The sequence below is a fragment of the Paraburkholderia sp. D1E genome (assembly GCF_052682275.1).
The window spans coordinates 2,473,197-2,497,821 of sequence record NZ_JBQYMB010000001.1 but is presented as its reverse complement, the minus strand read 5'-3'; the positions used below and the strand labels follow the sequence as shown (position 1 = coordinate 2,497,821).

At 61.4% G+C, this 24,625-nt stretch carries 19 protein-coding genes and 2 pseudogenes; 8 read left to right on the top strand and 13 right to left on the bottom strand.

The window, feature by feature from the left end; genetic code table 11:
• Positions 1–369 precede the first annotated feature (369 nt).
• The 4 genes from ACUN0E_RS11325 to ACUN0E_RS11310 are packed head-to-tail and all read left to right on the top strand — an operon-like array spanning position 370 to position 3,688.
• Positions 370–2,349, top strand: coding sequence for a secretin N-terminal domain-containing protein (locus ACUN0E_RS11325; protein WP_445566619.1), 1,980 nt, complete (start codon positions 370–372; stop codon positions 2,347–2,349).
• A 1-nt stretch (position 2,350) separates the two neighbouring features.
• Positions 2,351–2,833, top strand: coding sequence for a type II secretion system protein (locus tag ACUN0E_RS11320; protein ID WP_445566618.1), 483 nt, complete (start codon positions 2,351–2,353; stop codon positions 2,831–2,833).
• 7 nt (positions 2,834–2,840) lie between these two features.
• A complete protein-coding gene (locus ACUN0E_RS11315; RefSeq protein WP_408207682.1) occupies positions 2,841–3,224 on the top strand; it encodes a type II secretion system protein in 384 nt (127 codons plus the stop codon).
• Between the two features lie 56 nt (positions 3,225–3,280).
• Positions 3,281–3,688, top strand: coding sequence for a type II secretion system protein (locus ACUN0E_RS11310; protein WP_445566617.1), 408 nt, complete (start codon positions 3,281–3,283; stop codon positions 3,686–3,688).
• Between the two features lie 168 nt (positions 3,689–3,856).
• On the opposite strand, the gene ACUN0E_RS11305 is transcribed toward ACUN0E_RS11310, so the two are convergent.
• From ACUN0E_RS11305 to ACUN0E_RS11280, 6 genes are all read right to left on the bottom strand, one after another.
• The gene (locus tag ACUN0E_RS11305; RefSeq protein WP_445566616.1) at positions 3,857–5,380 is read right to left on the bottom strand and encodes a CoA-acylating methylmalonate-semialdehyde dehydrogenase; all 1,524 of its coding nucleotides are present in this window, start codon (positions 5,378–5,380) and stop codon (positions 3,857–3,859) included.
• A gap of 366 nt (positions 5,381–5,746) precedes the next feature.
• Positions 5,747–6,826, bottom strand: a complete 1,080-nt coding sequence (locus ACUN0E_RS11300; RefSeq protein WP_445566615.1) for a hypothetical protein — start codon at positions 6,824–6,826, stop codon at positions 5,747–5,749.
• A gap of 38 nt (positions 6,827–6,864) precedes the next feature.
• Positions 6,865–7,890 carry an Ldh family oxidoreductase gene (locus ACUN0E_RS11295; RefSeq protein WP_408338502.1) on the bottom strand — a complete coding sequence of 342 codons (1,026 nt, stop codon included), beginning with the start codon at positions 7,888–7,890 and terminating at the stop codon, positions 6,865–6,867.
• Positions 7,887–9,224 (bottom strand): C4-dicarboxylate transporter DctA, encoded by a 1,338-nt coding sequence (gene dctA / locus ACUN0E_RS11290; protein WP_445570421.1) that lies wholly within the window; start codon positions 9,222–9,224, stop codon positions 7,887–7,889. The genes ACUN0E_RS11295 and dctA overlap by 4 nt, the downstream gene beginning before the upstream one ends.
• A 171-nt stretch (positions 9,225–9,395) precedes the next feature.
• Positions 9,396–10,571, bottom strand: a complete 1,176-nt coding sequence (locus ACUN0E_RS11285) for a UxaA family hydrolase (RefSeq protein WP_408235745.1) — start codon at positions 10,569–10,571, stop codon at positions 9,396–9,398.
• A 56-nt stretch (positions 10,572–10,627) separates the two neighbouring features.
• A complete protein-coding gene (locus ACUN0E_RS11280) occupies positions 10,628–10,897 on the bottom strand; it encodes a UxaA family hydrolase (RefSeq protein WP_266241527.1) in 270 nt (89 codons plus the stop codon).
• 272 nt (positions 10,898–11,169) lie between these two features.
• On the opposite strand from ACUN0E_RS11280, the gene ACUN0E_RS11275 reads away from it, so the two are divergent.
• The 4 genes and pseudogenes from ACUN0E_RS11275 (at position 11,170) to ACUN0E_RS11260 (ending at position 14,430) form a co-directional block, all read left to right on the top strand.
• On the top strand, positions 11,170–11,928 hold the full coding sequence (locus tag ACUN0E_RS11275; protein ID WP_408338504.1) for a GntR family transcriptional regulator: 759 nt from the start codon (positions 11,170–11,172) through the stop codon (positions 11,926–11,928).
• A 32-nt stretch (positions 11,929–11,960) separates the two neighbouring features.
• Positions 11,961–12,446, top strand: a pseudogene (locus tag ACUN0E_RS11270) (LysR family transcriptional regulator); the annotation flags it as partial.
• A 166-nt stretch (positions 12,447–12,612) separates the two neighbouring features.
• Positions 12,613–13,268: pseudogene (locus ACUN0E_RS11265) on the top strand (HAD family hydrolase).
• A 25-nt stretch (positions 13,269–13,293) separates the two neighbouring features.
• Positions 13,294–14,430 carry a DSD1 family PLP-dependent enzyme gene (locus tag ACUN0E_RS11260; protein WP_445566614.1) on the top strand — a complete coding sequence of 379 codons (1,137 nt, stop codon included), beginning with the start codon at positions 13,294–13,296 and terminating at the stop codon, positions 14,428–14,430.
• Positions 14,431–14,541: 111 nt separating this feature from the next.
• Here the strand turns inward: ACUN0E_RS11260 and ACUN0E_RS11255 are convergent, their stop codons facing one another.
• The 7 genes from ACUN0E_RS11255 to ACUN0E_RS11225 all read right to left on the bottom strand — a co-directional run bounded on the left by ACUN0E_RS11255 (position 14,542) and on the right by ACUN0E_RS11225 (position 24,498).
• Positions 14,542–15,711 (bottom strand): porin, encoded by a 1,170-nt coding sequence (locus tag ACUN0E_RS11255; protein ID WP_445566613.1) that lies wholly within the window; start codon positions 15,709–15,711, stop codon positions 14,542–14,544.
• Positions 15,712–15,768: 57 nt separating this feature from the next.
• Entirely contained in the window at positions 15,769–16,845 is a 1,077-nt protein-coding gene (locus tag ACUN0E_RS11250) for a formylglycine-generating enzyme family protein (protein WP_445566612.1), read from the bottom strand.
• An 11-nt stretch (positions 16,846–16,856) separates the two neighbouring features.
• Positions 16,857–18,581, bottom strand: a complete 1,725-nt coding sequence (locus ACUN0E_RS11245) for an arylsulfatase (RefSeq protein WP_445566611.1) — start codon at positions 18,579–18,581, stop codon at positions 16,857–16,859.
• 73 nt (positions 18,582–18,654) lie between these two features.
• Positions 18,655–20,103, bottom strand: coding sequence for an APC family permease (locus ACUN0E_RS11240; RefSeq protein ID WP_445566610.1), 1,449 nt, complete (start codon positions 20,101–20,103; stop codon positions 18,655–18,657).
• A 294-nt stretch (positions 20,104–20,397) separates the two neighbouring features.
• Entirely contained in the window at positions 20,398–21,339 is a 942-nt protein-coding gene (locus ACUN0E_RS11235) for a helix-turn-helix domain-containing protein (RefSeq protein ID WP_445566609.1), read from the bottom strand.
• 263 nt (positions 21,340–21,602) lie between these two features.
• Positions 21,603–22,943 carry an aspartate aminotransferase family protein gene (locus tag ACUN0E_RS11230; protein ID WP_445566608.1) on the bottom strand — a complete coding sequence of 447 codons (1,341 nt, stop codon included), beginning with the start codon at positions 22,941–22,943 and terminating at the stop codon, positions 21,603–21,605.
• Between the two features lie 55 nt (positions 22,944–22,998).
• Positions 22,999–24,498: an aldehyde dehydrogenase family protein gene (locus tag ACUN0E_RS11225; protein WP_445566607.1), complete on the bottom strand. Its 1,500-nt coding sequence runs from the start codon at positions 24,496–24,498 to the stop codon at positions 22,999–23,001.
• Between the last annotated feature and the right edge of the window lie 127 nt (positions 24,499–24,625).

Sequence of the window (24,625 nt, the reverse complement as noted above, 5' to 3'; positions counted from 1 at the left end):
TGGTTTTGCAATCGGAGTGTGTGCGCGCACGCACTCAGTCATGCGCAACGGCTGGCACTTGCGCTGTGCATTGGTGCAGTCGTGTCCGGCGTCGGCGGTTGTGCCGGCTACAACGACTGGCGCGATGGGAACACGCTGCTCAAGGAAGGCAAGGTCGGCGAAGGCTTAGGGCGAATGCAGAAGGCGTCGCTGGAAAATCCTGAACAGTACCGGATGAAGTTCATTACCCAGCGCGATCGTCAAGTGCAATCACTGATGCAAAAGGCGGCAGCAGCTCGCTATAACGGCTACGCCGACGAAGCGCTCGCAGCGTATCAGGACATATCGCGCTACGACCCGCAGAATACGGAAGCATTGCGTGGCGTTGCGTTGATCGCACGTGAGCAACGCGAAAAGACAGAACTGGAAGAGGCCAGGTCCGCGCTCGGCAAGGGTGATGCGGCCACGGCCAGGCAATTGCTGAATGCGATCCTGTCGGAGAACTCCAGCCATGCGCCAGCACGCCAGATGCTGCAGCAGATCGACGCGCAATACACACGTACCGCAATGGTGCTGCCGGCCCTGAACCAGTCGTTGCAGACCCCGGTTACGCTCGAACTGAAGGATGTCGACATCCGCTCCATTCTTTCGATCCTGACGCAGACATCCGGCATCGGCTTCGTGCTGGATAAGGACGTGAGTCCTGAGCTACGCGCCACCATCTACGCAAGGAACACAACGGTCATCGATGCGTTGAACCTGATTCTGCAGACCTCGCAACTCGACAGGAAGGTTCTGAACGACAGCACAATTCTTATCTACCCGGCCACCGATGAGAAAAGAAAGCGGTATGACGACCTGGTCGTCCGGTCCTATTACCTGAACAGCGCCGATCCAAAGAAAGTCCAGGAGATGCTGCGCACAGTGGTAGCGCCGAAGTCGATATACGTGGATGACCGACTGAAAATGTTGGTGGTACGTGATACCGAATCGGTCCAGGACACCATTGTTCGGCTGCTCGATCTCTATGACATTGCCAGTCCAGAGGTGATTCTCGATGTGGAAGTGCTCGAGGTCAATTCCAACGATCTGCTCAACCTGGGCATTCAGTTTCCGAACACTGTCAGCGCGAGCCTCGTTGGACCGGCGGGCGTACCTGCCAGTCTGACCATCGATCAGCTGAAAGGCCTGAACAAAAATAGCTTCCCGTTGACCTTTCCCGACCCTCTCGCGGTCCTGAACCTGCGTCAGACCAGCAGCAATACGCACATGCTCGCCAACCCGCGCATCCGCGTGCTCAATCGGGAAAAGGCCAGTGTGCTGATCGGTGACAAGGTGCCCGTGATCACATCTACCGTGAACCAGACTTCCAATGCGATCACCGAATCGGTCAGCTATCTTGATGTCGGCCTGAAGTTAGAAGTGGAGCCTGAAATTCACGTCGACAATGATGTGACGATGCGAGTCGCGCTAGAGGTAAGCAATATTGTCAAGGAAGTCCGCTCTTCCGCCACCGGCCTGCTTGCATACCAGATCGGTACGCGCAACGCGAACACGGTATTGCGCCTGCACGAAGGTGAAACCCAGGCGCTGGCAGGGTTGATCAAAACCGACAGCCAGGAATCCGGTACCCATATTCCCGGCTTGGGGAAAATTCCGGTGCTCGGGCGATTATTTTCTAACGATAGCGATAGCAATACCCGCTCCGAAATCGTTTTGCTGATTACGCCTCATGTGGCGCGTTCACTGGCGATGCCGAACTCCTACGCGCAAGCATTCCCCAGCGGAACTGCCGAGCAGGTGTCGACCCGGCCACTACGGCTAACGCCTGCGGCACAGTACAGCGATTCGGATAGCCTAACTCCTCCGGCGGCTTCGGCGGCGGATGCCGCAGTCACCGCGCCGCCGGCATCTGGACCGAGCGCCGCTGCGATCGCGTCACCCACCGCCGCGTCGGCTCTGGGCGCCTCGCCAAACCCACAGAATCGGGCGGACGCTGTCCGTTTCGATCTGGCCGTGCCCTCACAGGTCACATCAAAAACCGGCTTTACCGTCAATCTGCTCGCCAATGGCCCCGGCTTTGAAAAAGCGGAACTCGATCTCGTGCTGGACCAGCCCGATATCCAGCTGCTCAAGGTTGAGCCGCGTGCGGGCGTGGCGCTCGATGCGAAGCAGGAAGGCAACAGTCTTCATATTTCGATCGGTAAGGCGACAGCCGATGGCTCGCTCGCAATGATCACGTTTCAGGCGGATCACCCGTCGAATGGGCCAGTCAATCTGTCATTGCAGAACCTGAGGGTGGAGAAAGAAAGCCACGCGCAGATGGCCAGTACGGTGGCCCTCCCCAAACAGATCGTCGTTTCCCCGTGAGATGAAACAGAAGCCTCTGGATTCCGGCTTTACCCTGATCGAAATGATCGTCACTGTCGCGTTGGTGGCGGTCATTGCTTCGGTTGCGACACCGTTCGTCAAATTGCATGAACAGCGTGAGAAGGAACGCGAACTAAAACAGTCGTTACGAGAAATCCGGACCGCGATCGATGCCTACAAACTGGCGGGCGACGAAGGCCGGATTGCGCGTTCGATCGATTCGACCGGTTATCCACGGTCACTGGACGAACTAGTAACCGGCGTGGCAGATAAGCACGACCCGAAAGGTAGGAAGATTTACTTCCTGCGCCGCGTGCCGCGCGATCCGATGAATCCGGCGCTGTCTGGGCCCGCTCAAGACAGCTGGGGTAAGCGCAGCTACTCCAGCGAAGCTGACGATCCGCAAGACAGCGGCGACGTGTACGACGTATCTTCGTTGAGTGACCGGAAGGGAACCAATGGCATCCCGTATCGAGAATGGTGAAGAGTAGATGGTCCCGCAAAAGCAGAATCGTGGCTTCACGCTGATTGAATTGCTGGTGGTGCTCGCCATCGTGGCGACGCTACTCTCGATCGTCGCGCCGCGCTATGTTCACCAGACCGACCGCGCAAAGGAAGCGGCGTTGAAAGCAAATCTATCGGTCTTGCGCCGGGCGCTGGACGAGTATTACAGCGACACTGGCAAGTACCCGGAAAACCTCTCCGCGCTAACCGAGCGGCACTATCTGCGGGCGCTGCCGGTGGACCCGGTGACCAACCGGTCCGACAGTTGGGTGCCGGTGCCGGGTGCCGATGAAGACGACAAAACTGTTGTTGATGTGAAAAGTGGCGCGCGAGGCAAAGCGCTCGACGGCACGGAATACGACTCGTGGTGAGAAGTTTCTCCAGCTTAGGGCGTCAGCGAGGCGTAGCCTATTTCTGGGCACTGCTGATGGTACTGTTCATCACGCTCGGTCTTGGCAAGCTGCTGGAAGATGTGGCGAAGTCAAACCAGCGCGCTCGGGAAGCAGAATTGCTGTATACCGGCAATCTGTATCAGAACGCGATCCGGCAGTACTGGCAGAGCACGCCAATCGGAGCCAAACGCTACCCGGAGAAACTCGACGATCTGCTGCGCGACCCACGCTATCCTGTGATACGCCGCTATTTGCGCAGGCTCTATCCCGATCCGATAACGGGACAGGCGTTCTCGCCGATTCCTGCGCCCGACGGCGGCGTGATGGGGGTACGCAGCATGTCCCTACGAAAGCCAGTCAAGGTGGCCGGATTCACGACGAATCAGATAGCATTTGCCGTGGCGCAGAGCTACCGACAGTGGGAGTTCACCTATGCACCATGAGCAAGCGCATGGTGCCGTGCGATGCGGCAACTGGACCGATACAGAATGACATATCGCTGTCGTGATGACCATTCAACAATCGGCACAAGGGTGCAATCCCTGAGGTTACACCCCTGCCACACCACTCAGCATGCCGTTACGCACCGGGCGATACGTAAAGTTGCGGGCTTACTTCGCGACCGGCATCGTGAACTCAGCACCCTTCGCGATGCTATCGGGCCAGCGCTGCATGATGCTCTTGTAGCGCGTATAGAAACGCACGCCCTCTTCGCCATATGCATGGTGATCGCCGAACAGCGAACGCTTCCAGCCGCCAAACGAGTGCCATGCCATCGGCACCGGAATCGGCACATTGATGCCGACCATGCCCACCTGAATCTGCCGGCCGAACGCACGCGCCACGCCGCCATCCGACGTGAACAGCGACACGCCGTTGCCGAACTCGTGCGCATTGATCAACTCGACCGCACTCGCGAAATCGGGCACACGAACCACCGCCAGCACCGGCCCGAAGATTTCTTCCTTGTAGATCTTCATCTCCGTGCCGACCTGGTCGAACAGCGTACCGCCGATGAAGAAACCGTCTTCGTTCACGACCGGATGTGCACGGCCATCGACGATCAGTTTCGCGCCTTCCGCCACGCCCGAGTCGATATAGCCGGCCACCTTGGCCTTATGTTCCGCGGTAACCAACGGACCCATTTCGGCGTCCAGGTTCTCGCCGTTCTTGATCACCAGCGACTTCACACGCGGCACCAGACGCTCGATCAGTTCATCGGCGACATTGCCGACCGCCACCGCGACCGAGATCGCCATGCAGCGCTCGCCCGCCGAACCGTAGGCGGCGCCGATCAAGGCGTCGACAGCCTGGTCCAGATCGGCGTCCGGCATCACCACCAGATGATTCTTCGCGCCGCCCAGCGCCTGCACGCGCTTACCGCGCTTCGAGGCTTCCGTGTAGATGTATTCAGCGATCGGCGTGGAACCGACAAACGACAGCGCCGCGACGTCGGGGTGTTCGATCAGCGCATCCACGGCCACCTTGTCGCCGTTCACGACGTTGAACACGCCATCGGGCAAACCGGCTTCTTTCAGCAGTTCAGCAATGCGCAACGACGCCGACGGGTCACGCTCCGACGGCTTCAGCACGAACGTGTTGCCGCAGGCGAGCGCGACCGGGAACATCCACATCGGCACCATCACCGGGAAATTGAACGGCGTGATCCCCGCCACCACCCCCAGCGCCTGACGCAGATTCCAGTTGTCGATGCCGCCGCCGATCTGATCGGTGAAATCGGTCTTCAGCAGATTCGGAATGCCGCAAGCGAACTCGACGACCTCGATACCGCGCACCACTTCGCCTTGCGCGTCCGTGAACACCTTGCCGTGTTCGCGCGTGATCAGCATGGCGAGTTCGTCGTGGTGCCGGTTCAGCAGTTCCTTGAACTTGAACAGAATGCGTGCGCGCTTGATCGGCGCGGTTTCGCTCCAGGCGGGAAAGGCAGCCTTCGCAGCTTTAACCGCAGCGTCCACTTCCCCGACCGATGCCAAAGCGACCGAGCCGGTCACCTGGCCGGTAGCGGGATTGAACACGTCCTTGACGCGGCCGCTGGTCGACGCAGCCGGCGCACCATTGATGTAATGGCCCAACTGCTGCACCGACAGCTTCGCTTGTTCGTTCACTGCATTCATTTCGTTACCTCGAGTTCGGGATAGGCCGCAAGGGTTGACCACCGGGCCGTAAGCAAAAAGTTCAAGCTACGTCGCGCAGCACGCGAGCGGTGAAATGCCGGGCGGGGATCTGCCGGACGGCGCTCCGCTGGGCGGCATTCCGCCGGGCGGCGCTCCGCTGGACAGCACTCCGCAAGGCGCACCCCACTTGCCGGCAGGCTCCATCAAGACCCGCCAACTGTATCGACGGTACCGGTCATATTCCCGATACAGCACAATAAAACCGCGCCTCACTGTATTGTTTTTCGCGCGGCAACTGTACTGGCCGGTGAGGCCGAGATTGCTAGAAAAACCGATCGCAACCACGGTCGATGATCCGCTCACGCGTCAGCGCCACTGCTCGGTCAATTCGTTGGCCAGCACCATCTTCTCGCGGATGAGTTCAGTCAAACCGGCGTCCGCGCCGCCCTGCGTCTTAAGGAATTTCAACGCCGCGGAATGAACCGCTCGCATTGACCGGCCGTCGATCCCAGCCATGCGCGCCGCGCTGCGACGCGTTTCCTCGACCAGGTCGCGTGCGTTGCCGAAGTCAGGCGACAAACCACTCTGCGCCTCGAACTCGGCGCGCAATCCGGCCGCATAGTCGCGCGACTGTCCCAACCGGTCGATGTCGATCATCAGATCGACGCCGTCCACCATCCGCAACGCGCCAAGAATCCACAACGCGACGAACGCCCGATACGCGTTGTTGCCTTCCGCTGTGCGCGCATATTGCTCGCATGCCATGGCGTAAGCGTCATCCGAAGTCGGCACGGCAGGCGGCAAGCTTACGCCGCAGATTTCGATAGCCTGCCGAACCAGAGGCTCCGACTGATTCAGACCCAGCACGCGAAACGGTGCGGCCACAAAGAACGGATTGCTCCATTGCTGGTTGAGCAGCCACCCCGAGGCAAATTGCGATGCGGGATTTCGCAGCACCGCGGCATGCATGGCTTGCGGGAATGCGCGCCTGAGCCACGGCAGACGGCCCGACGAACGGCAAAACTTGAAGACAGGTGCGCTGCCTTGCGCGGCGGTCCGCTCGCACAGATGGGTCAAATAAGCCTGCAGCGCGGGAAATTCCACATCCGGCACAGGCGAAAATCGATCGGTACCGAAGCGCTTCCTGTATCCGGCTACGCCGCGCGTGCCCTCTTGCAGAAACGGCCGGTACTCTTCGAAATACGGCTTGGCAAGCGGGGGATGTCCAGAGGTCAGGGTAGGACGGGACGCGGAAACGTCGGCAAGGCTCAGATTGGCGAGCACGTTGCTGAACGGTTCATAGAATCCGGTCACGGAATCGAGTGCGCGCAGACGCGACCAGACCCACGTCCCCGCGCTGCGCCACCCCGTGTGCAGAAATACCCCCCGTTTCAGGGCGCTGTGTTGCGGGTCTTCGGCTGGCTGGGAAGCGGGATCGTTCGGCATGCTAGTCAGGCTGTCGGCTTCGTTACGGAAGCGTCAGTTTAACTTGCGGCTCGGGCAAGCACCTCCAGTTGCGCAAGCAGCGTTGCCGGTATGCCGATGCCGTCGCGCGCCGCAGCCTCGGCCACTTCATCTCGCCGATAACCTGGCAGACGCACACCGTCGTCCATGAGCATCAGGTCAATCAGCGTCTCGATCCGCGCCTCGTATATCGCGGTGCCCGCGAGCGCAGCCGGGTCGATGATCCAGAAAAGATGCCCGACGCGCGAACGCGCGCCCTCGGCGGTGAGAAACGATCCGGCCTCCGCCCCGAACTGCGCTCCAGATAACGCGGCCGCCAACAATTCAACCATCAGCGCGAGCATGGCCCCCTTGGCGCCGCCGAACGGCAGCATCATGCCGTCGAGCGCGGCCTGCGCATTGGTGGTCGGCTGGCCGTCCGCGGTGGTTGCCCAACCCTGCGGAATCGGCTTGCCGTCTCTCGCCGCAACCATGATCTTGCCGCGCGCCACCTGCGATAGCGACAGGTCGATGGTGAGCGGCCGGCCCTTCGAACGAGGAAAGACGGCCGCGATCGGGTTCGTGCCGAAGAGCGGTTTCTTGCCGCCCCAGGCCGGCATCGACGCAGGCGCATTGCTGAATGCGAGCCCAACGAGCCCGGCCGCGCCGATCGCTTCGAGGTGATACGCCCCCGCGCCAAAATGATGACTGCGCACAATGCTTGCCGCTGCCGTACCAAACTGCCGTGCCCGCTCGATGCCGGTCGCAATCGCCAGTTCGCAGGCCGCGAAGGCGAGGCCGTCGGCCGCGTCGATCAGAAAGGCCGCGCCCTTGTCGCGTACGATGCCCGGCACGGCCACCGGATCGACGCGGCCGTTGCGCAGTTGCGCGACGTACATCGGCAGGCGCGCTACGCCGTGCGACGCGAGCCCGCGCATGTCAGCGTAGACGAGCGCGCGCGTCGTAGCATCGGCCGTCGCAGGCGTCGCGCCTGCTCCCAGCAAGGCCGCGCGAGCAAGTTGGCCCAGTTCATCGGCCGCAACGTATCGCAGGTTCGAATCGCTCATTTGTGACTCTCACGCATCGCCTGACGCGAGGACAGCGGCATCGTCGCGCCGTCCACCTCATCCGTGCTGTCCTGTAGCGCTGCGTTGCGCGGCGAAGCAAGCACGGCACGCGCCGTCTCCACATCGAACACGCCTTCCCAGCGCGCGACCACTAACGTCGCCACTGCATTGCCTATCATGTTCACGATCGCACGCACTTCGTTCAGCACGCGGTCGATGCCGATGATGAGTGTGATGCCCGCCACCGGAATGATGTTGTGGGTGGACAGCGTCGCCGTCAACGCAACCAGCGCCGCACCGGCTACCCCCGCCCCGCCCTTCGAGGTCAGCATCAGGATCGCCAGCAGCCCGATCTGCTGCATCAAGGTGAGGTGCGTGTTGGTCGCCTGCGCGATGAAGAGCGAGGTCATCGTGAGGTAAATCGCGGCACCATCCAGGTTGAATGAATAGCCGGTTGGCAGCACGAGACCGACGACCGACTTCGGACAGCCGAGCCGTTCGAGTTTCTCCATCAGGCGCGGCAGCACGGATTCGGTGGTCGAGGTGCCGAGTACGATCAGCAGTTCTTCGCGCAGGTATTTAAGGAGTGGCCAGAGACCCACGCCCGCCCAGCGGCATGCCGTACCCAGCACGATCACGACGAACAGGATGCTCGTAAGGTAGAAGCACAGGATCAGCAGGCCGAGTTGCTGCAGACTCGCGATGCCGTACTTGCCAACCGTAAATGCGATCGCGCCGAAGGCGCCGAGCGGCGCGAGCCGCATGATCATCTCGACGATCCGCATCAGCACGTCGCCGAACTGCTCGATGCCACGCTGAAGAATCCGGCTGCGCCCGGACATGATCGACAACGCGATCCCGAACAACACCGAAAACAGCAGTACCTGCAACAGATCGCCGCGCGCGAACGCGCCGACGACCGAATTCGGCACGATCTGATCGAGGAAACTCGCTTGCGACTGCGTATGCGCCTCGCTCACGAAGCGCGACACGCCGCTCGCGTCAAGTGTCGCAGGATCGATGTTCAGTCCCGCGCCCGGATGCACCAGGTTCGCGACCGCGAGCCCGATGACGAGCGCGATCGTCGTCACGACTTCGAAATAAAGGATCGTCTTGAAGCCCACGCGCCCGACCTGCTTGAGGTTCTCCATGCGCGCGATGCCAATCGACACCGTGCAGAAGATCAGGAGCGTGATCAACATCTTGATCAGGCGGATGAAAGTGTCGCCGAGCGGCTTGAACTGAACGCCGAGCGACGGCGCGAAATGACCGACGAGAATGCCGGCCGCAAGTCCGATCAGGACCTGCACATAGAGATGCTTGAGCACGCGCAAGATGGTGTCTCCTCCACTCGCTGCTGCCAGAAGATAGACGGGCGCGCCGTACGGCACGCCCGCTTCGTCGAACGGTGTCGTGCCGGCGCGCACCGGACGGGGACTTCGTTTTGCCCTGCTGCTTCTATCGGTAATGCAGTGATGCTGTGCTGCGTTTGTGCTTGCGGCGGATCAGGCGCTTTCGAACAGCCGCGTCAGCACAAATTCACGATGGCCGAGCGTTTCCGCCGAAGTCCAGCGGCCGTTCGCCGTGGCGAGCATGCATTCGAGCAGGCGGTCGCCGGACTGGTCGAGGTTTTGCTCGCGTTGCAGGATGCCGGATACGTCCACATCGATATGCTCACTCATCGTGCGCACGGTGCGTGGGTTCGCGCAGATCTTGATGACCGGCACGATCGCGTTGCCGATCACGTTGCCTTGGCCTGTCGGGAAAAAGTGAACCGCGAAACCCGAGGCCGCGCACAGCGTGACCATCTCGGCTGCTGCGGACGACGAATCCATGAACCAGAGACCCGGATGTGTCGGCATTTCGGCCTTGTCGAGCACGCCGTCGACCATGCACTTCTTGCCGATCTTCTGGATGTTGCCGAGCGCCTTTTCCTCGATGGTCGTGAGGCCGCCCGCAATGTTGCCCTTGGTGGGCTGCGACTCCGACAGGTCGTCGGTTTTCCAGCGATTGATCATGTCCTGGTAGCGATCGAACATGAACTGGAAGCGCTCGCGCACGCCGTCGTTCGCACAGCGCGCGGCGACAATCTGCTCGCCGCCCGTCAGCTCCGAGGTCTCGCCGAACACGAGCGTGGTGCCGAGCCCGTACAACTTGTCGAACGCGTTACCGACGGTGGGGTTCGCGCCGCAGCCGGAGGTGGTGTCCGACTCGCCGCATTTCGTCGACACCCACAGGTCGCTGATCGGGCACTCTTCGCGCTCCAGCGCGGTCGCATATTGCACCATCTCCCTGGCTGCTTTCGACGCCCGCATGATGGTGTCGTGGTCGCCATGCAGTTCGATGCCGAACCCCATGACCGGCTTGCCCGACGCAGCGATGCCGTCGACCACGCGCTTGGTCCAGCCTTCCTCGATGCCGATCACAACGACCGCCGCGACGTTCGGGTTGCTGCCCGCGCCGATCAGCGTGCGAAAGTGCAGGTCGAGGTCCGCACCGAACTGCAAACGGCCGTACGGATGCGGCAGCGCCATCGTGCCCTTGATGTTGTTCTCGACCGCTTGCGCCGCCGCGTTCGACAGATCGTCGACCGGCAGGATGATCACGTGATTGCGTACACCCACACGGCCGTTGCTGCGGCGATAGCCGCGGAAAGTCGTATCCAGTTCAATGACGCTCATGGTGTCTCTCTCGATATGGGAAAGCGAAATGTTGTTTGCTGCCTGGGGCACGCGGCTTACCAGCGCTTTGTCTTGATGTTGTGCACATGGGCGTGCTCGCCCGCGGTGATCGGCGCGACCACCTTGCCGATATCGACGCCGTACTTGAACACCGTGTCGCCGACGGCCATGTCCTTGAGCGCCACCTTGTGGCCGATCGGGATGTCCTGCTTCGCGGCCACGGTCACGATTTCGTCCTCATCCATGATCCACGCGTTCAGTTGCGTTCCCGCCTGAATTCCTTCGACAACCGCCACACCCACCGTGTCTCTGGCCTCGTGCAACACGATGTGGATCGTCTTGCGTCCGCCCGTTTCAGCCGCCGTGCTCGCGGCGCCATTCGTTTCTGCTGCTGCGTGACTCATCTGCGTCTCCTGGTTGAGTTCAATAAGTGGCCAGTGCGTGCCGGGCGGCGAATCTCATGTCGCCGCTGCGTTGTGTTGAAGTCATCCTAGGCGTCAAATTCATCCATGTCAACTAGATCATCTATATGTGTTACATGAATGGCTTATTGCCGTAAAATCGTGTCAACGCGCTTCAGAAGAATTCAGGGAGAACCATGAGCACCATGACGGAAACGCCGGCCGCCGTCGGCGGCACGCGGTACAAGGAAGTGAAAAGCGCGCTGCTGGCCGCCCTCGCGGCGCATGAATGGAAGGGTGGCGAAGCGATTCCGGCGGAACGGCGTCTCGCAGAGCGCTTTGGCGTCTCGATCGGCACGCTGCGCAAGGCTATCGACGAACTGTGCGCTGAAAACATCCTCATTCGGCACCAGGGCCTTGGCACCTTCGTCGCGATGCACCAGCGCGATCGGCATTTCTTCCGCTTCTTTCGCATCGTGCGCAACGATGGGGACAAGACCTACCCCACCGTGAGCCTCGTCAACTTCCGTAAAGCCAAGGCAGCGCAGAAAGTCGCGGCGCGCCTGCAAATCAGCGAGGGAGTGCCGGTCTTTCAGTTCACGAATCAGCTTGCACTGCACGGTGTGGTCGTGATCGTCGAGAACATCGTGGTGCCGCAGGCGCGCTTCCCAGACCTCACTGAAGCCGCGCTGCGCAATCGTCCGAACACGCTTTACAACTTCTATCAGGATACGTTCGGCATCAACGTGGTGAGTACGGATGAGCGGGTGCGCGTTGGACAGGCGAGCGAACTTGAGAGTGGACTGCTCGAACTCGCCTCTGGCGCATCCGTCCTGGAAGTCGAGCGGATTGCGTATTCGTACAATGAACAGCCGGTCGAGTATCGGCTCACCCATGTGAACACACAGGAATACGACTACGTATCGAGTTACGCGCGACCCTCGGGCGGCGGATAAACATTGAGAAAAACAACCGAGGCCCTGCCACGATGAACGACTCGGCCGATATCCGGTTTCTGCTGACCATCCGCGAAAGTGGCAGCCTGATCGCCGCGGCACGAAAACTGGGACTGTCACCCTCGGCGGTGACCCAGCGCCTTCAGCAACTGGAAAAGAAGGTGGGCGCGCAACTGGTGAACCGCACGGCACGCCGTTTGCAGTTCACGGAAGAAGGCGCACTGCTGTGCGAACGCGGCGCCGAACTGGTCCAGCAGTTCGACTCGCTGTTCGAAGACCTGCAGACCCGCCGGGGCGGTCTGGTCGGCACGCTGAAAATCAATGCGCCACTGGGATTCGGGCGGCGCCACCTGGCGCCCGCCATCGCCGGGTTCCAGCAGCAGAACCCGGATATCGATGTGGCGCTGACGCTATCCGACCAGCCTTTGACCGAGACGATGGACCGTTTCGACATCGTTGTGCATATCGGCGAGTTACCGGTATCGAATCTGGTCGGCTACGCGATTGCACCGAATGCCGTTACCGCCGTGGAGAAGATAGACGTTTAGCGTACGGATCGCATGAGTCAAACACGGGGTAGATTCAATCAAACTGAATTTGAGAGTTAGCCTGTCTGAACGTCGGGCGAACACCTGGACTTTATAATCGGCTTACCGCTTCTCACCGTTCCTCGCCGGTTAAATCATGACCTCTCTATCGTCTCCGGCCGCTTACCCCAAGGCGGTCCTCTTCGACCTCCTGACCGCCCTGCTCGACTCGTGGACGTCATGGAATCACGCCGCAGGTTCAGAACCCGCGGGCCGCGCATGGCGTGCCGCCTATTTGCGCCTGACCTACGGCTGCGGCCAATACATCGCGTATGAACAATTGGTGCGCGAGGCAGCCGCCGAAGTTGGACTGCCGGAATCCGCGGCAATCGCGCTCGAAGCCGACTGGTTGAAGCTTGCGCCCTGGAGCGGCGCCCTCGACACATTGCAGGCGCTCCGCCCGCATTGCAAGCTGGCGATCGTCACGAATTGCTCCATTCACCTCGGTACACAGGCCGCCAATATTCTCCCAATCCACTGGGACGCTATCATCACCGCTGAAGAAGCCGGCATGTACAAGCCGGACCCGTTGCCTTACCGGCTCGCGCTCAGCAAACTTGGCGTGGGCGCCCATGAGGCCGCGTTCGTGGCCGGTTCCAGCTACGACATGTTCGGCACGGCCGCGGTCGGCTTGCGGACTTACTGGCACAACCGCGTAGATCTGCCGCTGGTGGCGGAGCACAGCCGCCCGAGATCGAGGCGCCGACGCTCGACTCGCTAGTCCCATGGCTCAGCCGCTTCGGCCAGACCTGAGGCCACTCCATTCCCCGGTGAACACATGAAACTCGACCACATCGACACCCCTGCCGCGCTGATCGACATCCCCCGGATGCAGAAGAACATCGCGAGAATGCAGGGCCATATGAACGGGCTGGGCGTTGCATTCCGTCCGCACGTCAAGACCACCAAATGCATCGACGTGGTCCGCGCGCAGATCGCCGCCGGTGCACGCGGCATCACGGTCTCGACCCTGAAAGAGGCGGAGGCTTTCTTCGCGGCGGGCGTCAGCGATATCCTCTACGCGGTCAGCATCGCCCCTTCAAAGCTGCCACGAGCGCGGGCGTTGCGCCGCCAGGGTTGCGATCTGAAGCTGGTGGTCGACAATCCGACCGCCGCCGCAGCCATCGCTGCATTTTCGGACCAGCACGGCGAATCCTTCGAAGTGTGGATCGAGGTGGACACGGACGGCCACCGCTCCGGTATTACGCCGGAACAGGACACGCTGCTCGAAGTCGGCCGGATCCTGCATGAGAACGGCGTCAAGGTGGGCGGTGTGATGACCCATGCGGGTTCCAGCTACGAGCTTCATACGCCGCAAGCGCTTGCCGCGCTTGCGGAGCAGGAACGCGCGGGCTGCGTGCGCGCGGCACAACGCCTGCGCGATGCGGGCATTCCTTGCCCGGCCGTCAGCGTCGGTTCAACGCCCACGGCCCTCGCCGCCGGGCAACTGGACGGCGTGACCGAAGTACGCGCGGGTGTCTATGTTTTCTTCGATCTGGTCATGCACAACGTCGGCGTGTGCACGCTTGAAGATATCGCGCTCAGCGTGCTCGCCACCGTGATCGGCCATCAGGCGGATAAAGGCTGGGCGATTCTCGACGCAGGCTGGATGGCGATGAGCCGCGATCGCGGCACCTCGAAGCAGGCGCACGATTTCGGCTACGGTCAGCCCTGTCTGCTGAACGGAACACCGCTTGGTGGTTATGTGGTGAGCGGCGCCAATCAGGAGCACGGAATTCTGTCGTCATCGGAAGAAGGCGCGCACGCCGGTGATATCACGCAGCGCTTTCCGATTGGCATGAAGCTGCGCATCCTGCCCAATCACGCCTGCGCGACTGGCGCGCAGTTCCCCGAATATCACGCCGTCTCGGCGAACGGCGACAGCGTCGAGTGGCGACGTTTTCAGGGCTGGTGAAGAACTGATCGCGGGTTGCAGACCGGCTGCCGCGGCGCCGACGACACTCATGAAAAGCCGGCACGGCGCCGAACAGCATCACCGTGCCGTGTCGTGCCGCGCCTCATCGAATCAGAACTGATGCTGAATGCCTGACGTCACCACCAGTTGCCGGCGCGTACTCGATGGCGACACACCATAAATCTGCGCCACCGCATGCCGCCCCTGTTGCGCCACACCGATCAGATAGAGCGTCGTGCGCTTCGATATTGCGTACTCGGTACCGAGGTTGATCTGATCCCAGCCCGGTTCCGCATCACCCGTGCCACTGCCTGAATAGCGTCCATTGGTGCGGATGTAGGCCACGCCCGTTTCCCACGACGGCGTAATCTGCCACGTCAGGTTCGCCTCGTAGTTATCGAGCGTCAACGCGGTCGCGTCCAGATAGCGGTACTGCGTTTTCGAGTACATCCCGCCCAATGTCAGTGCGCCGAAGAACTGGTAGGAAGCCCCCGCGAGCCAGATACGCTGCCGCTTCACCCCCGCCGTGCTGGCAATGCTGCTCGAAAACGTATTCTCATAGTCGTCGTACACGCCTGCACCCGGCGCGCCCAATGCGCCGGCGGGCTGCGCGTCAGGCCGATCAGCCTGCAGAAAGCCGATACCCGCCGCGAACGGTCCGCGTGCGTAAGCGGCGCCCGCGCTCATCATGCGATTGTTCGCAAAGCCCGACGAACCGTCCGTGGCCGCGGCCTGATTGCTGAAACCGTAGGTTGCGCCGAAACTCAATCCGGCGAACTGCGGGCTCGCGTATTTGATGGTATTGCTGACCTTGAAGCTCGCATTGGTGTTATCCGCATCGCCGACGTGGGCGCCGATGTAACCCGCCCATGTTTCGTTGGTCGCGAAACCCGAGACGGTGTCGATCGTCGTGTCCCATTGCCGGCCCATCGTCAGCGTGCCGAAGCGGTCGTCGGCGAGGCCCACGTAGGCTACGTTGAACGCGCGACCGGTGCCGTGCCCGTTCTGCATGTTGAACGGGCTCATCAAACGGAAGATCGCATGCGATCCGCCACCCAGGTCTTCGCTGCCAGTCACAATCCAGCGCGACGCGGTCAACTGCCCACTGGTCGTCGACCAGTCGGAATGGCCGCCGCTATTGTTCGCGTAGAGGATGCCCGTATCGATAATGCCGCTCAGGGTGACGCGACTTTGCGCATGAGCGGCGAACGGCACACCGAACAACCAGGCGCAGGACGCAGCGACGAGCGTCATCCTCACGGTTTTTTCTCGTGATTTCAAAGTACTCTCCAAATCCAGGTGACTAGTTTTTTACTGGTGGCGCCAAAACCGGCGTGCCTACGACCCGGGCAATCTCAGCACCGTGCGAAAACCAATGTGGTTGGTGCCCATCGTCACGTCCTGCGCGTGGCGTGCGCTCGGCCGGTAGCGCTTGCAATAGATCGGCGAACAGAGAAACGAGCCGCCTTTGATGGTGCCGAGTTCTGTGCTGCGCGCCTTGGCCACCAGCGCGTCCTCGAGATCCACGTTCGGGTTCGGCGGCGGCTCGCTCGCCTGCTGCGCATGGCTCTGCTGCCACGGATCCTTCACCCACTGCCAGACATTGCCGACCATGTCGTATAGCCCATAGCCGTTGGCCGGAAAGCAACCGACCGGAGAAGTGGACACGAAGCCGTCTTTCGCGGTGTTCTGAAACGGAAAGGCGCCCTGCCAGGTGTTGGCCATCATCTTCGAACGGATAGCGAAGGTGTCGCCCCACGGGTAGGTGGTCGAGGTGCCGCCGTGCGCCGCGTACTCGTATTCTGCTTCGGTCGGCAGATCGCGCCCGCGCCACTTCGCGTAGGCCAGTGCATCCTCATACGCGATATGCACGACCGGATGATTGCCGAGCCCATCGATCGAACTGTCAGGCCCGGTGGGATGTCGCCAGTCGGCACCCGGCACGAAATGCCACCACTGCATCGCGCCGACCAGCAGGTCCTTCGGCGGCAGAAACACCGTCGAGCCGGGCCGCGTCATCTCTGCCGGCAACGACGGATAACGCTTCGCATCGAGTCCACGTTCAGCCAGAGTCTTGTACCCCGTCGCCGCAACGAAGCGGGCGTACTCCGCGTTCGTCACGTCGTAGCGATCGATCATGAAGCTGCCCACTTTGACGCTCCGCGCAGGTGCTTCTTCCGGATAACCGCCATCGGAGCCCATCACAAAGCTGCCGGCAGGCACGCGGACCTGATCGCTCTCTGACGATGCCGGCGGCAAACCGTTGAACGCCTTGCACGCCTGCAAGTTACCGAGTGCCACAGCTCGCGGTGCGGCACCGTTCGCCACCGTCCCCGCCAGCGCCACCTGAGCCAGCACGACGCACGCAACCGTTGCCCCATACCGCGCGATCAAATTTCGGATATGCATGCTCATGCCGGCACTCCTCAGTAGTCCATACGCGGATACGAGGTATCGCGCCACGTCTCGACAACGTTGTTCTGCTGCACGTATTGCGCCCACTCGGTCAGCATCTCTTCGAGTACATCGGGACGCTTCGCGGAAAGATCGTGCAGCTCGGCGATGTCGTGCGCGAGGTCATACAGTTGCCAGTGACCCTTGCCGTTGTCGTAGGAATACACAAGCTTCCAGTGGCCCTTGCGCAGCGCATTACGCCCCATCAGCTCCATGCCGTACACGTAGTCGTCCACATGCACGCGCTTGCGCTCGCCGGTCAGGTACGGTTTCATCGACATGCCCTGCATAGGCAGCACGGTGTGGCCGTGGAATTCGATGCCGGGTTGTTTGATATTGGCGAAGTCCAGAATGGTTGGCGTCAGATCCTTGACGGTGAGCACCTGCTCGCTCTTGCCCGCCTGAACATGTCCGGGGAACGACACGAATGCCGGCGAGCGGATCCCGCCTTCATTGGTGTACGCCTTGAAGAGGCGGAAGGGTTGAGCACTCACCTGTCCCCACGCCGGCCCCTCGAACACGAACGAATTGGCACGGCCGATGTTATCGAGCGAGTTGTCGAAGGTCTGCGCGATCCACTTGGCGTTGCCGCTATCCTCTTCCCATTTGTTGCCTTCCGGGCCGTTGTCCGACAGGAACACGATCAGCGTGTTGTCGTACTGGCCGCTCGCCTTCAGGTAATCGATCAGGCGGCCGACGTTACGGTCGAGATCGCCCACCAGCGCCGCGTAGGCCTCCATCGTGCGGGCCGAACGCGCCTTCTCGTCGACGCTCAAGGCGTTCCACGGTTTCGTGCCCTGTGGCAACGGCGCGGGCTTCGCGTCGTTCGGCACGAGACCGAGGCGCTTCATCTTGTCGATACGGCGCTGGGCGATCACGTCATAGCCGACGTCGTACTGGCCGCGCACCTTTTGCAATTCATCGTCAGGTGCCTGCAGCGGCAAATGCGCCGCCGTATAAGCCGCATACGCGAAGAACGGTTTGCCGCCGCGCTGCGAATCCTGCAGATAGGCAATCAGCTTGTCGGTGTATGTCCGCGATGAATAGAAGTCGGCCGGCAAATCGATCTTCTTGCCGTTCTCGCGATAGGTCGGCTCCGGCGCATCCGACGTAATCGTCATGACCTTCTGCCTGAAATGCGACGCGCCACCGTTCATCAGCGCATAAGACCGTTCGAAGCCACGCTGATCGGGGCGCATACCGTCGCTGCCGCCCAGATGCCATTTACCGGCCATCACGGTCCAGTAGCCGCCGTCTTTCATGATTTCCGGCAAGGCCGCCACCCGCTGGTTCAAGCCGCCTTCGTAGCCGGGATGGTTGACCTCTTCGGGTGTCAGATGCGGCGTGATCATCTCCGCCATATTGCCGAGGCCGGCAAGATGATTGTCCATGCCGGAAAGCAGCATCGAACGGGTCGGCGAACAGGTCGGCGCGACATACATGGTGTCGAGCAGACGGCCGCGTGCGACCAGTGCATCGAGATTCGGCGTCGCAATTTCGCTGCCGAATGCGCCGATGTCCGAGCGACCGACATCGTCGGCGACGATCAGCAGTACATTGGGACGCGCGCCGGGTGCGGCCACCGGCGCAGCCGGTGCGGAAGCTGCAGCAGCCGCGGCAGCCGCCTGCGCGAGCGGCATCATGACGGTACACGCACCGCCTACGAAGGTTGCTGCCAGGATGGTACGAAAGCTCATTTGATCTCCATTTCCACGATGTCTTCCTAACCTCGATTCATGTCTTGTTGCCATGAAGCTTTGACGAAATGCTTTACAACCTTGACCGCCCCAGCCGCTCGAACGCTTCACGGTCGCGTTGCTTGAGGTTTTTCGCCGCGAACACGCCAGCCACCGCGAAAATCGGCAGCAACGCGGTCAATGCATACGACACACCCACACCCGCACCGGTCAGCATCGGGAAATTCACGATCGCAAGCACCAGCACAACCGTGAGAGCGAGACCGGACAGCACCGGCAGCACGCCCACACGCATCACGCCCGCGTCGTCACGGCCGATCCGCTTGAAGAACACGAACACCGCCACCGAAGAAAGCGCCATCAGCGCGATGATGCAAAGCGTCGCCACGTTCGTGAGCCACGAGAACAGCGTCAGAACCGGATCGGCGTGCGCCGCGATGAACACCAGCACAACGATTGCGGCCACCGCCGTTTGCAACAGCGAGCCGATATGCGGACTGCAATGAACGCGATGCGTGCGGCCGAGCGCCTGCGGGAGCAAACCTTCACGACCCGTCGCGAAGAAATAGCGCGACGCTGAGTTGTGAAAAGCCAGCAAGCCCGCATACACGCTTGTGATGAACAGCACGCTCATCGCGGCGGTGAGTGTCTTGTTGGCATAGTGATCGGAGAGCGTATAGAGGAACGTGGTCGGATCGCTCAATGCGGTGAGCGTCTTGACGATCTTGTCGCTGCCCGCGCCGATTACCATGCACCACGCGGAAAACGCATAGAACACGCCGATCAGCAGCACCGAAATATAGGTCGCCAACGGCACCGTGCGTTGCGGGTCTTTCGCCTCTTCGCTATAGATCGTGGTCGCTTCGAAACCAATGAAGCTTGCGAAGCAGAACAGGAAACCGATTGCAGGCGTGCCGCTCATGAAGGTATGCGGCGTGAACGAAGCTGCGTTGATACCGCTGTCGCCACCGCTTTTCAGAATGGCCAGATCGAGGATCAACACGACGATATATTCGCCGAACACCAGCAGCGAAAGCACCTTCGCCGACAGATCGATCTGCCGGTAGCCGAATACGCCGATGCTGGCCATCGCCACAAGCGAGCAGATCCACCACGGCGCATTGAGGTTGAAGTGCGCGTTCAGGAAGCCCGAGGTCACCGCGCCAAACATGCCGTACAGACCGATCTGCATCGTGTTGTAGCCGAGCAGTGCGATCAATGCCGCCGCGCCGCCCGCGGTGCCGCCGAGACCGCGAGCCGTGAACGCATAGAAACCGCCGGCGTTGGTCACGTGCCGCGACATTGCCGTATATCCGGCGGAAAACATCAGCAGAATCACTACCGTGGCGACCAGCAAGGCCGGTGTACCTGCGCCGTTACCGAGCATGATGCCGATTGGAAAGCCGCCGGCGATCGCGACCAGCGGCCCGGCCGCCGAGATCACGAAGAAGATAATGAAGCCGAGTCCTAACGCCCCCTTGCGTAACTCGGTGGACGGTGACGGTTCAGCGACGACGCTCATGTTTTCGGCTCCTGGATTTTCATTCGTCTGCATCACGACGAAGTCGGGCGCAGTGCAAGTGTTGATGCACTGTAGAAAGCCAAAAATGCCGAGCGGGAGCACAAATCGGCAACGCATCGCGAACTTGGGTTTACGCCTAGGCTTCGCCTACGCAGCCAACCAGGGCATTGAATCTGGACGTGAAAGATCGGGCGGGACGCGCGCAGGCACGCCCGCAAACGGGATTCGTTCATGAGTGAGAATCAGACAAGGAGGGCCACGCATCTGCGTGGCCCTGACAACGCGCGCTGGGCGTTAGCTCAGGCGCGGCGTCTGCGACGGCAATTCGCCGAACAGATCGCGATATTCGCGGGCGAAATAGCCAAGGTGCGTGAAACCCCAGCGGCAAGCGGCATCGCCAATCAGGAGTTCCTCCGCGCTCGTCATACGTAGCAGCCGGTGCACGGCATTGAGCCGGATCGAGCGCAGGTATTCGACGGGCGTCACGTTGGCCACGCGTTGAAAGCTGGTTTGCAAGGTTCGGCGACTGCACCGCAGCGCGCGGCATAGATCGAGCACGGTGATCGGTTGTTCGGCGTTGTCTTGCAGAATACGTTCACAGCGCCGCACGATGTCGCTATACGTGGTGTGCGTAAGGTCTCGCAGCGGCGTCTGCGACGCGCTTTCGATCAGACCGAGCAGAACGCTGATCATTTCGTCGCGGAATACTTTGGTCGCGGCAGGGTGCGCGAACGCAGCGGTATTGCGTTCGGCGGAGTCGAGAAACGGCGCGAGCCGCTCACGCAGCATCACCCCGTGCTCGGCGGAGAGCGCCAGCACACCGCCTTTTATCTGACGGCCGGCGTGCTCGCCCACTGTCACGTTCAGCAGTTCGTCCATCATCTCGGCGGAGACGCTGATGCCGGCATAGTGCATCGACTCCGGCGTGTAGAAGCGAAACTCCTCGCCCGCACCGAGCAGCAGCAGCGCGTAACCATCCACGCGCCGCCCCTGAAACGTGCCGACGAGCGGCGCATAGAGCGGCACCGCGATCGAAGCCAGACTGGCCGGCGACACGCCATGCTGCGCCACACGGCGATTGGTGGTTTCGCGAAAGAAATGAAAGTCGGTCGAACTCGCCTGCACGAGCGTGCTCTGAAAGCGGCCCGGCGTCATCTGACGATAAACCTGCTCCCAGCCACTCACCGCCAGCGAATGATCGTGCACGTCGGCAAGCGTACTGATCCGGAAGTCCATGTCCCCTCCCGCCTACTCTGAACAGGCTACATTCATGCGATGACGGCCCGGCCTGTCGTAGCGGACGCCAACCTGGATGCAGACGAAGGCCGCGGTGCGCGGCGCCCTCTGCAAATGAAGAAGCAATGTTATTCCAGGCCGGCGGATGTGGCTCGATTTTAAAAAACGGCGACGCGTCCGCGGATTCAATTTCATCGCGCGCTGCTCCAACCCGGAATGCACTGGTGCATTCTGCAGCGCGCCTCAACACTTGACCAAGTCAATTATGCAAATTTCACTTCATCGAAGCCAGCGGCCAACGCACCGACCAGCGCGTCGAGCTGCGACGATTCGACCACCAGCGGCGGCGACAGGATGATTTTCGTGCCGACCGGCCGTACCAGGGCGCCGTGCGCGCGCGCCACTTCGGCCACCGCGTTGGCATAGCCCGAGGTCGGATCGATCGGTTCGCGAGTCTGCTTCGACTTCACCAGATCGAGCGCGACCATCAGGCCCTTACCGCGTACGTCGCCCACCGCCGCATAGCGTTCGGTGAACGGCCGCAGCGCTTCGAGCAGATACGCGCCCTGCCGCGCGGCGTTGGCCGGCAGATTCTCGTCCTTGACGATCTTCAGGTTGGCCAGCGCCGCTGCGCACGCAACCGGATGCCCCGCATAGGTATACCCGTGCATCAACGCGCCGGTGAAATTCGCGTTGTTCATGAAGGCCTGCTCAATACGCTCGTTGAATGCGGTCGCACCGAGCGGAATGTAGCCTGAAGAAATGCCCTTTGCGAAGCACATGATGTCGGGTTTGACACCCCAGCCGCGACTGCCGAACATGTTGCCGGTCCGGCCAAAACCCGTGACGATTTCGTCGGCGATCAGCAGAATGCCGTACTTGTCGCACACTTCACGAATCAGCGGCCAGTAGTTTTCCGGCGGCACGATCACACCGCCCGCGCCTTGCACCGGTTCCGCGATGAACGCGGCAATCGTATCGGGGCTCTGGAAAATGATCTCGCGTTCCAGCATTTCGGCGCAAATCCGGCCGAGCTCAGCGGGATCCTGAGTGAACGGATTGCGATAGAGCCACGGCGTTTCCACATGAAAACAACCCGGCAAGTTCGGCTCGTAATTGCGGCGGAACGCAGTATTGCCGTTCACTGACGCGCCACCGAAGTGCGTGCCATGATAGCCCTGCTTCAGCGAAATAAACTTGGTGCGGTCCGCCTCACCTTTCAGCTTCCAGTACTGACGCGCGAGCTTCAACGCGGATTCGACCGCATCCGAACCGCCCGAACTGTAGATCACGCGGCGCATGCCCTCCGGTTCGAGCATATCGATCAGTACCCTCGACAATTCCTCGGCGCGCGGATGCGAAATACCGTCGAACAGCTGGAAGTATTCGAGTTCGTCCAGCTGACGCACAATCGCGTCCTTCACTTCACGACGGTTGTGCCCGACGTTGACGTTCCAGAGACCCGCCACGCCGTCGACGAGCTTATTGCCGCGATCGTCGAACACATAACAGCCGTCGCCTCGCACGATACGGATCGGCTCGCGATGCTGCATTTCAGCGGGGTGCTGCATCGGATGCCAGAAAGCGGAATCGTTCGTTCCCATAGTGCTTACTCCATTAAGTCCAGTTTGCTGGTAGGTTCGTGTGGCTGCGTTCGGCTCAATGCGCGATGCACACGGACTTGGTTTCCGTAAAACCTTCGATGGCGTACTTGCCGAATTCACGGCCAATGCCCGACTGTTTGAAGCCGCCGAACGGCATGCCCGGATCGAGCGGTACGTGGCAATTGACCCACACGGTGCCCGCCTCGATTTGCGGCACGAGGTTCATCACGGTCTTGAGGTCATTGCTCCACAGGCTCGCGGCGAGGCCGTACGGTGAGTCGTTGGCGAGACGCAGCGCTTCGAGCGGATCGTCGAACGGGACGATGGCGAGCACCGGACCGAACACTTCGTCGCGCACGATTGCCGCGTCGTGGGGCACGTCGGCGATGACGGTGGGGCGAACGTAGTAGCCCGGCAGATCCACCGGCTTGCCACCCGCCAGAAACTTCAGGCCGGCAGCCTGAGCGCGCGCGATGTGCTGCATGACGCGGTCGCGGTGCTGCGCGGACACCAACGGATTGATCTGCGCAGCCGGGTCGAGGCCCGGTCCCAGCGTCATGGCGTTGGCAATATCGGCAAGACCTTCCGCCACTTGCCGGTACTTGCTGCGATGCACGTAAATGCGCGAGGCCGCCGCGCACACCTGCCCCTGGTTGAAGAAGCCGCCGGCCAACGCGCCTTGAATCGCCTGCTCGACGTCGATATCGGCAAGCATCACCGCCGGATTCTTGCCGCCGAGTTCCAGTGAAAAGCGCGTCATGTTCTGCACGGCGGCCGTGCCGACCAGCTTGCCCGTCGGCGTCGAGCCCGTGAACGAAATCTTGCTGATGCCTGGATGCGCCGCCAGCGCGGCGCCGCATTCACGACCTCCGGTGACAACGTTGAATACGCCCGCAGGAACACCGGCTTCAAGCGCCAACTCGGCGAGACGCAATGCAGTCAAAGGCGTTTCCGGCGACGGCTTGATCACGACAGTACATCCCGCGGCAAGCGCCGGCACCAGCTTCCACACGGCGATCATCAGCGGGAAATTCCACGGCACGATGCCGGCAACGACGCCGATCGGCTCCTTGCGCGTGAACGCCGTATAGCGCGTACCGGGCGGAAACGGAATCGACACGTCCAGCGTTTCGCCGGTAATCTTGGTCGCCCAGCCCGCCATATAGCGCGCATATTCGATCGTCGCACCTACTTCCACCGCGCGGGCGATGTTGATCGACTTGCCCTGATTCAAGGTTTCGAGTTGTGCGAGGTCTTCGGCATTGGCTTCGAGCAGGTCGGCGAAGCGCAGCAGAATGCGCTCGCGATCGGCGGGACGCAGGCCGCTCCATACCCGCGCATCGAACGCAGCGCGCGCGTTACTCACCGCGAGATCGACGTCGGTTGCATCCGCGTCCACTACGGTCGCGAGGCGTTCGCCGCTCGCCGGATTGAACACATCCAGACGACGCTCCGAATGCGCGCGTTGCTGCGCGCCGCCGATAAACAGGCCGAAATCGCGTTGTACGAACGCGCGAACCGCATCACTGACGACAACCGTTGCATCGTTACTCATATCCTGGGCCTCTCGTTGATGTCTCGCTGCTATCCGATTCATGGCCGCGGAGGCCATCGTGTTGAAGAATGGTGTCACGCCGGTTCGTCCACCGTTAGCGCAAATCGGCAGGCACGCCGCGCTTAAG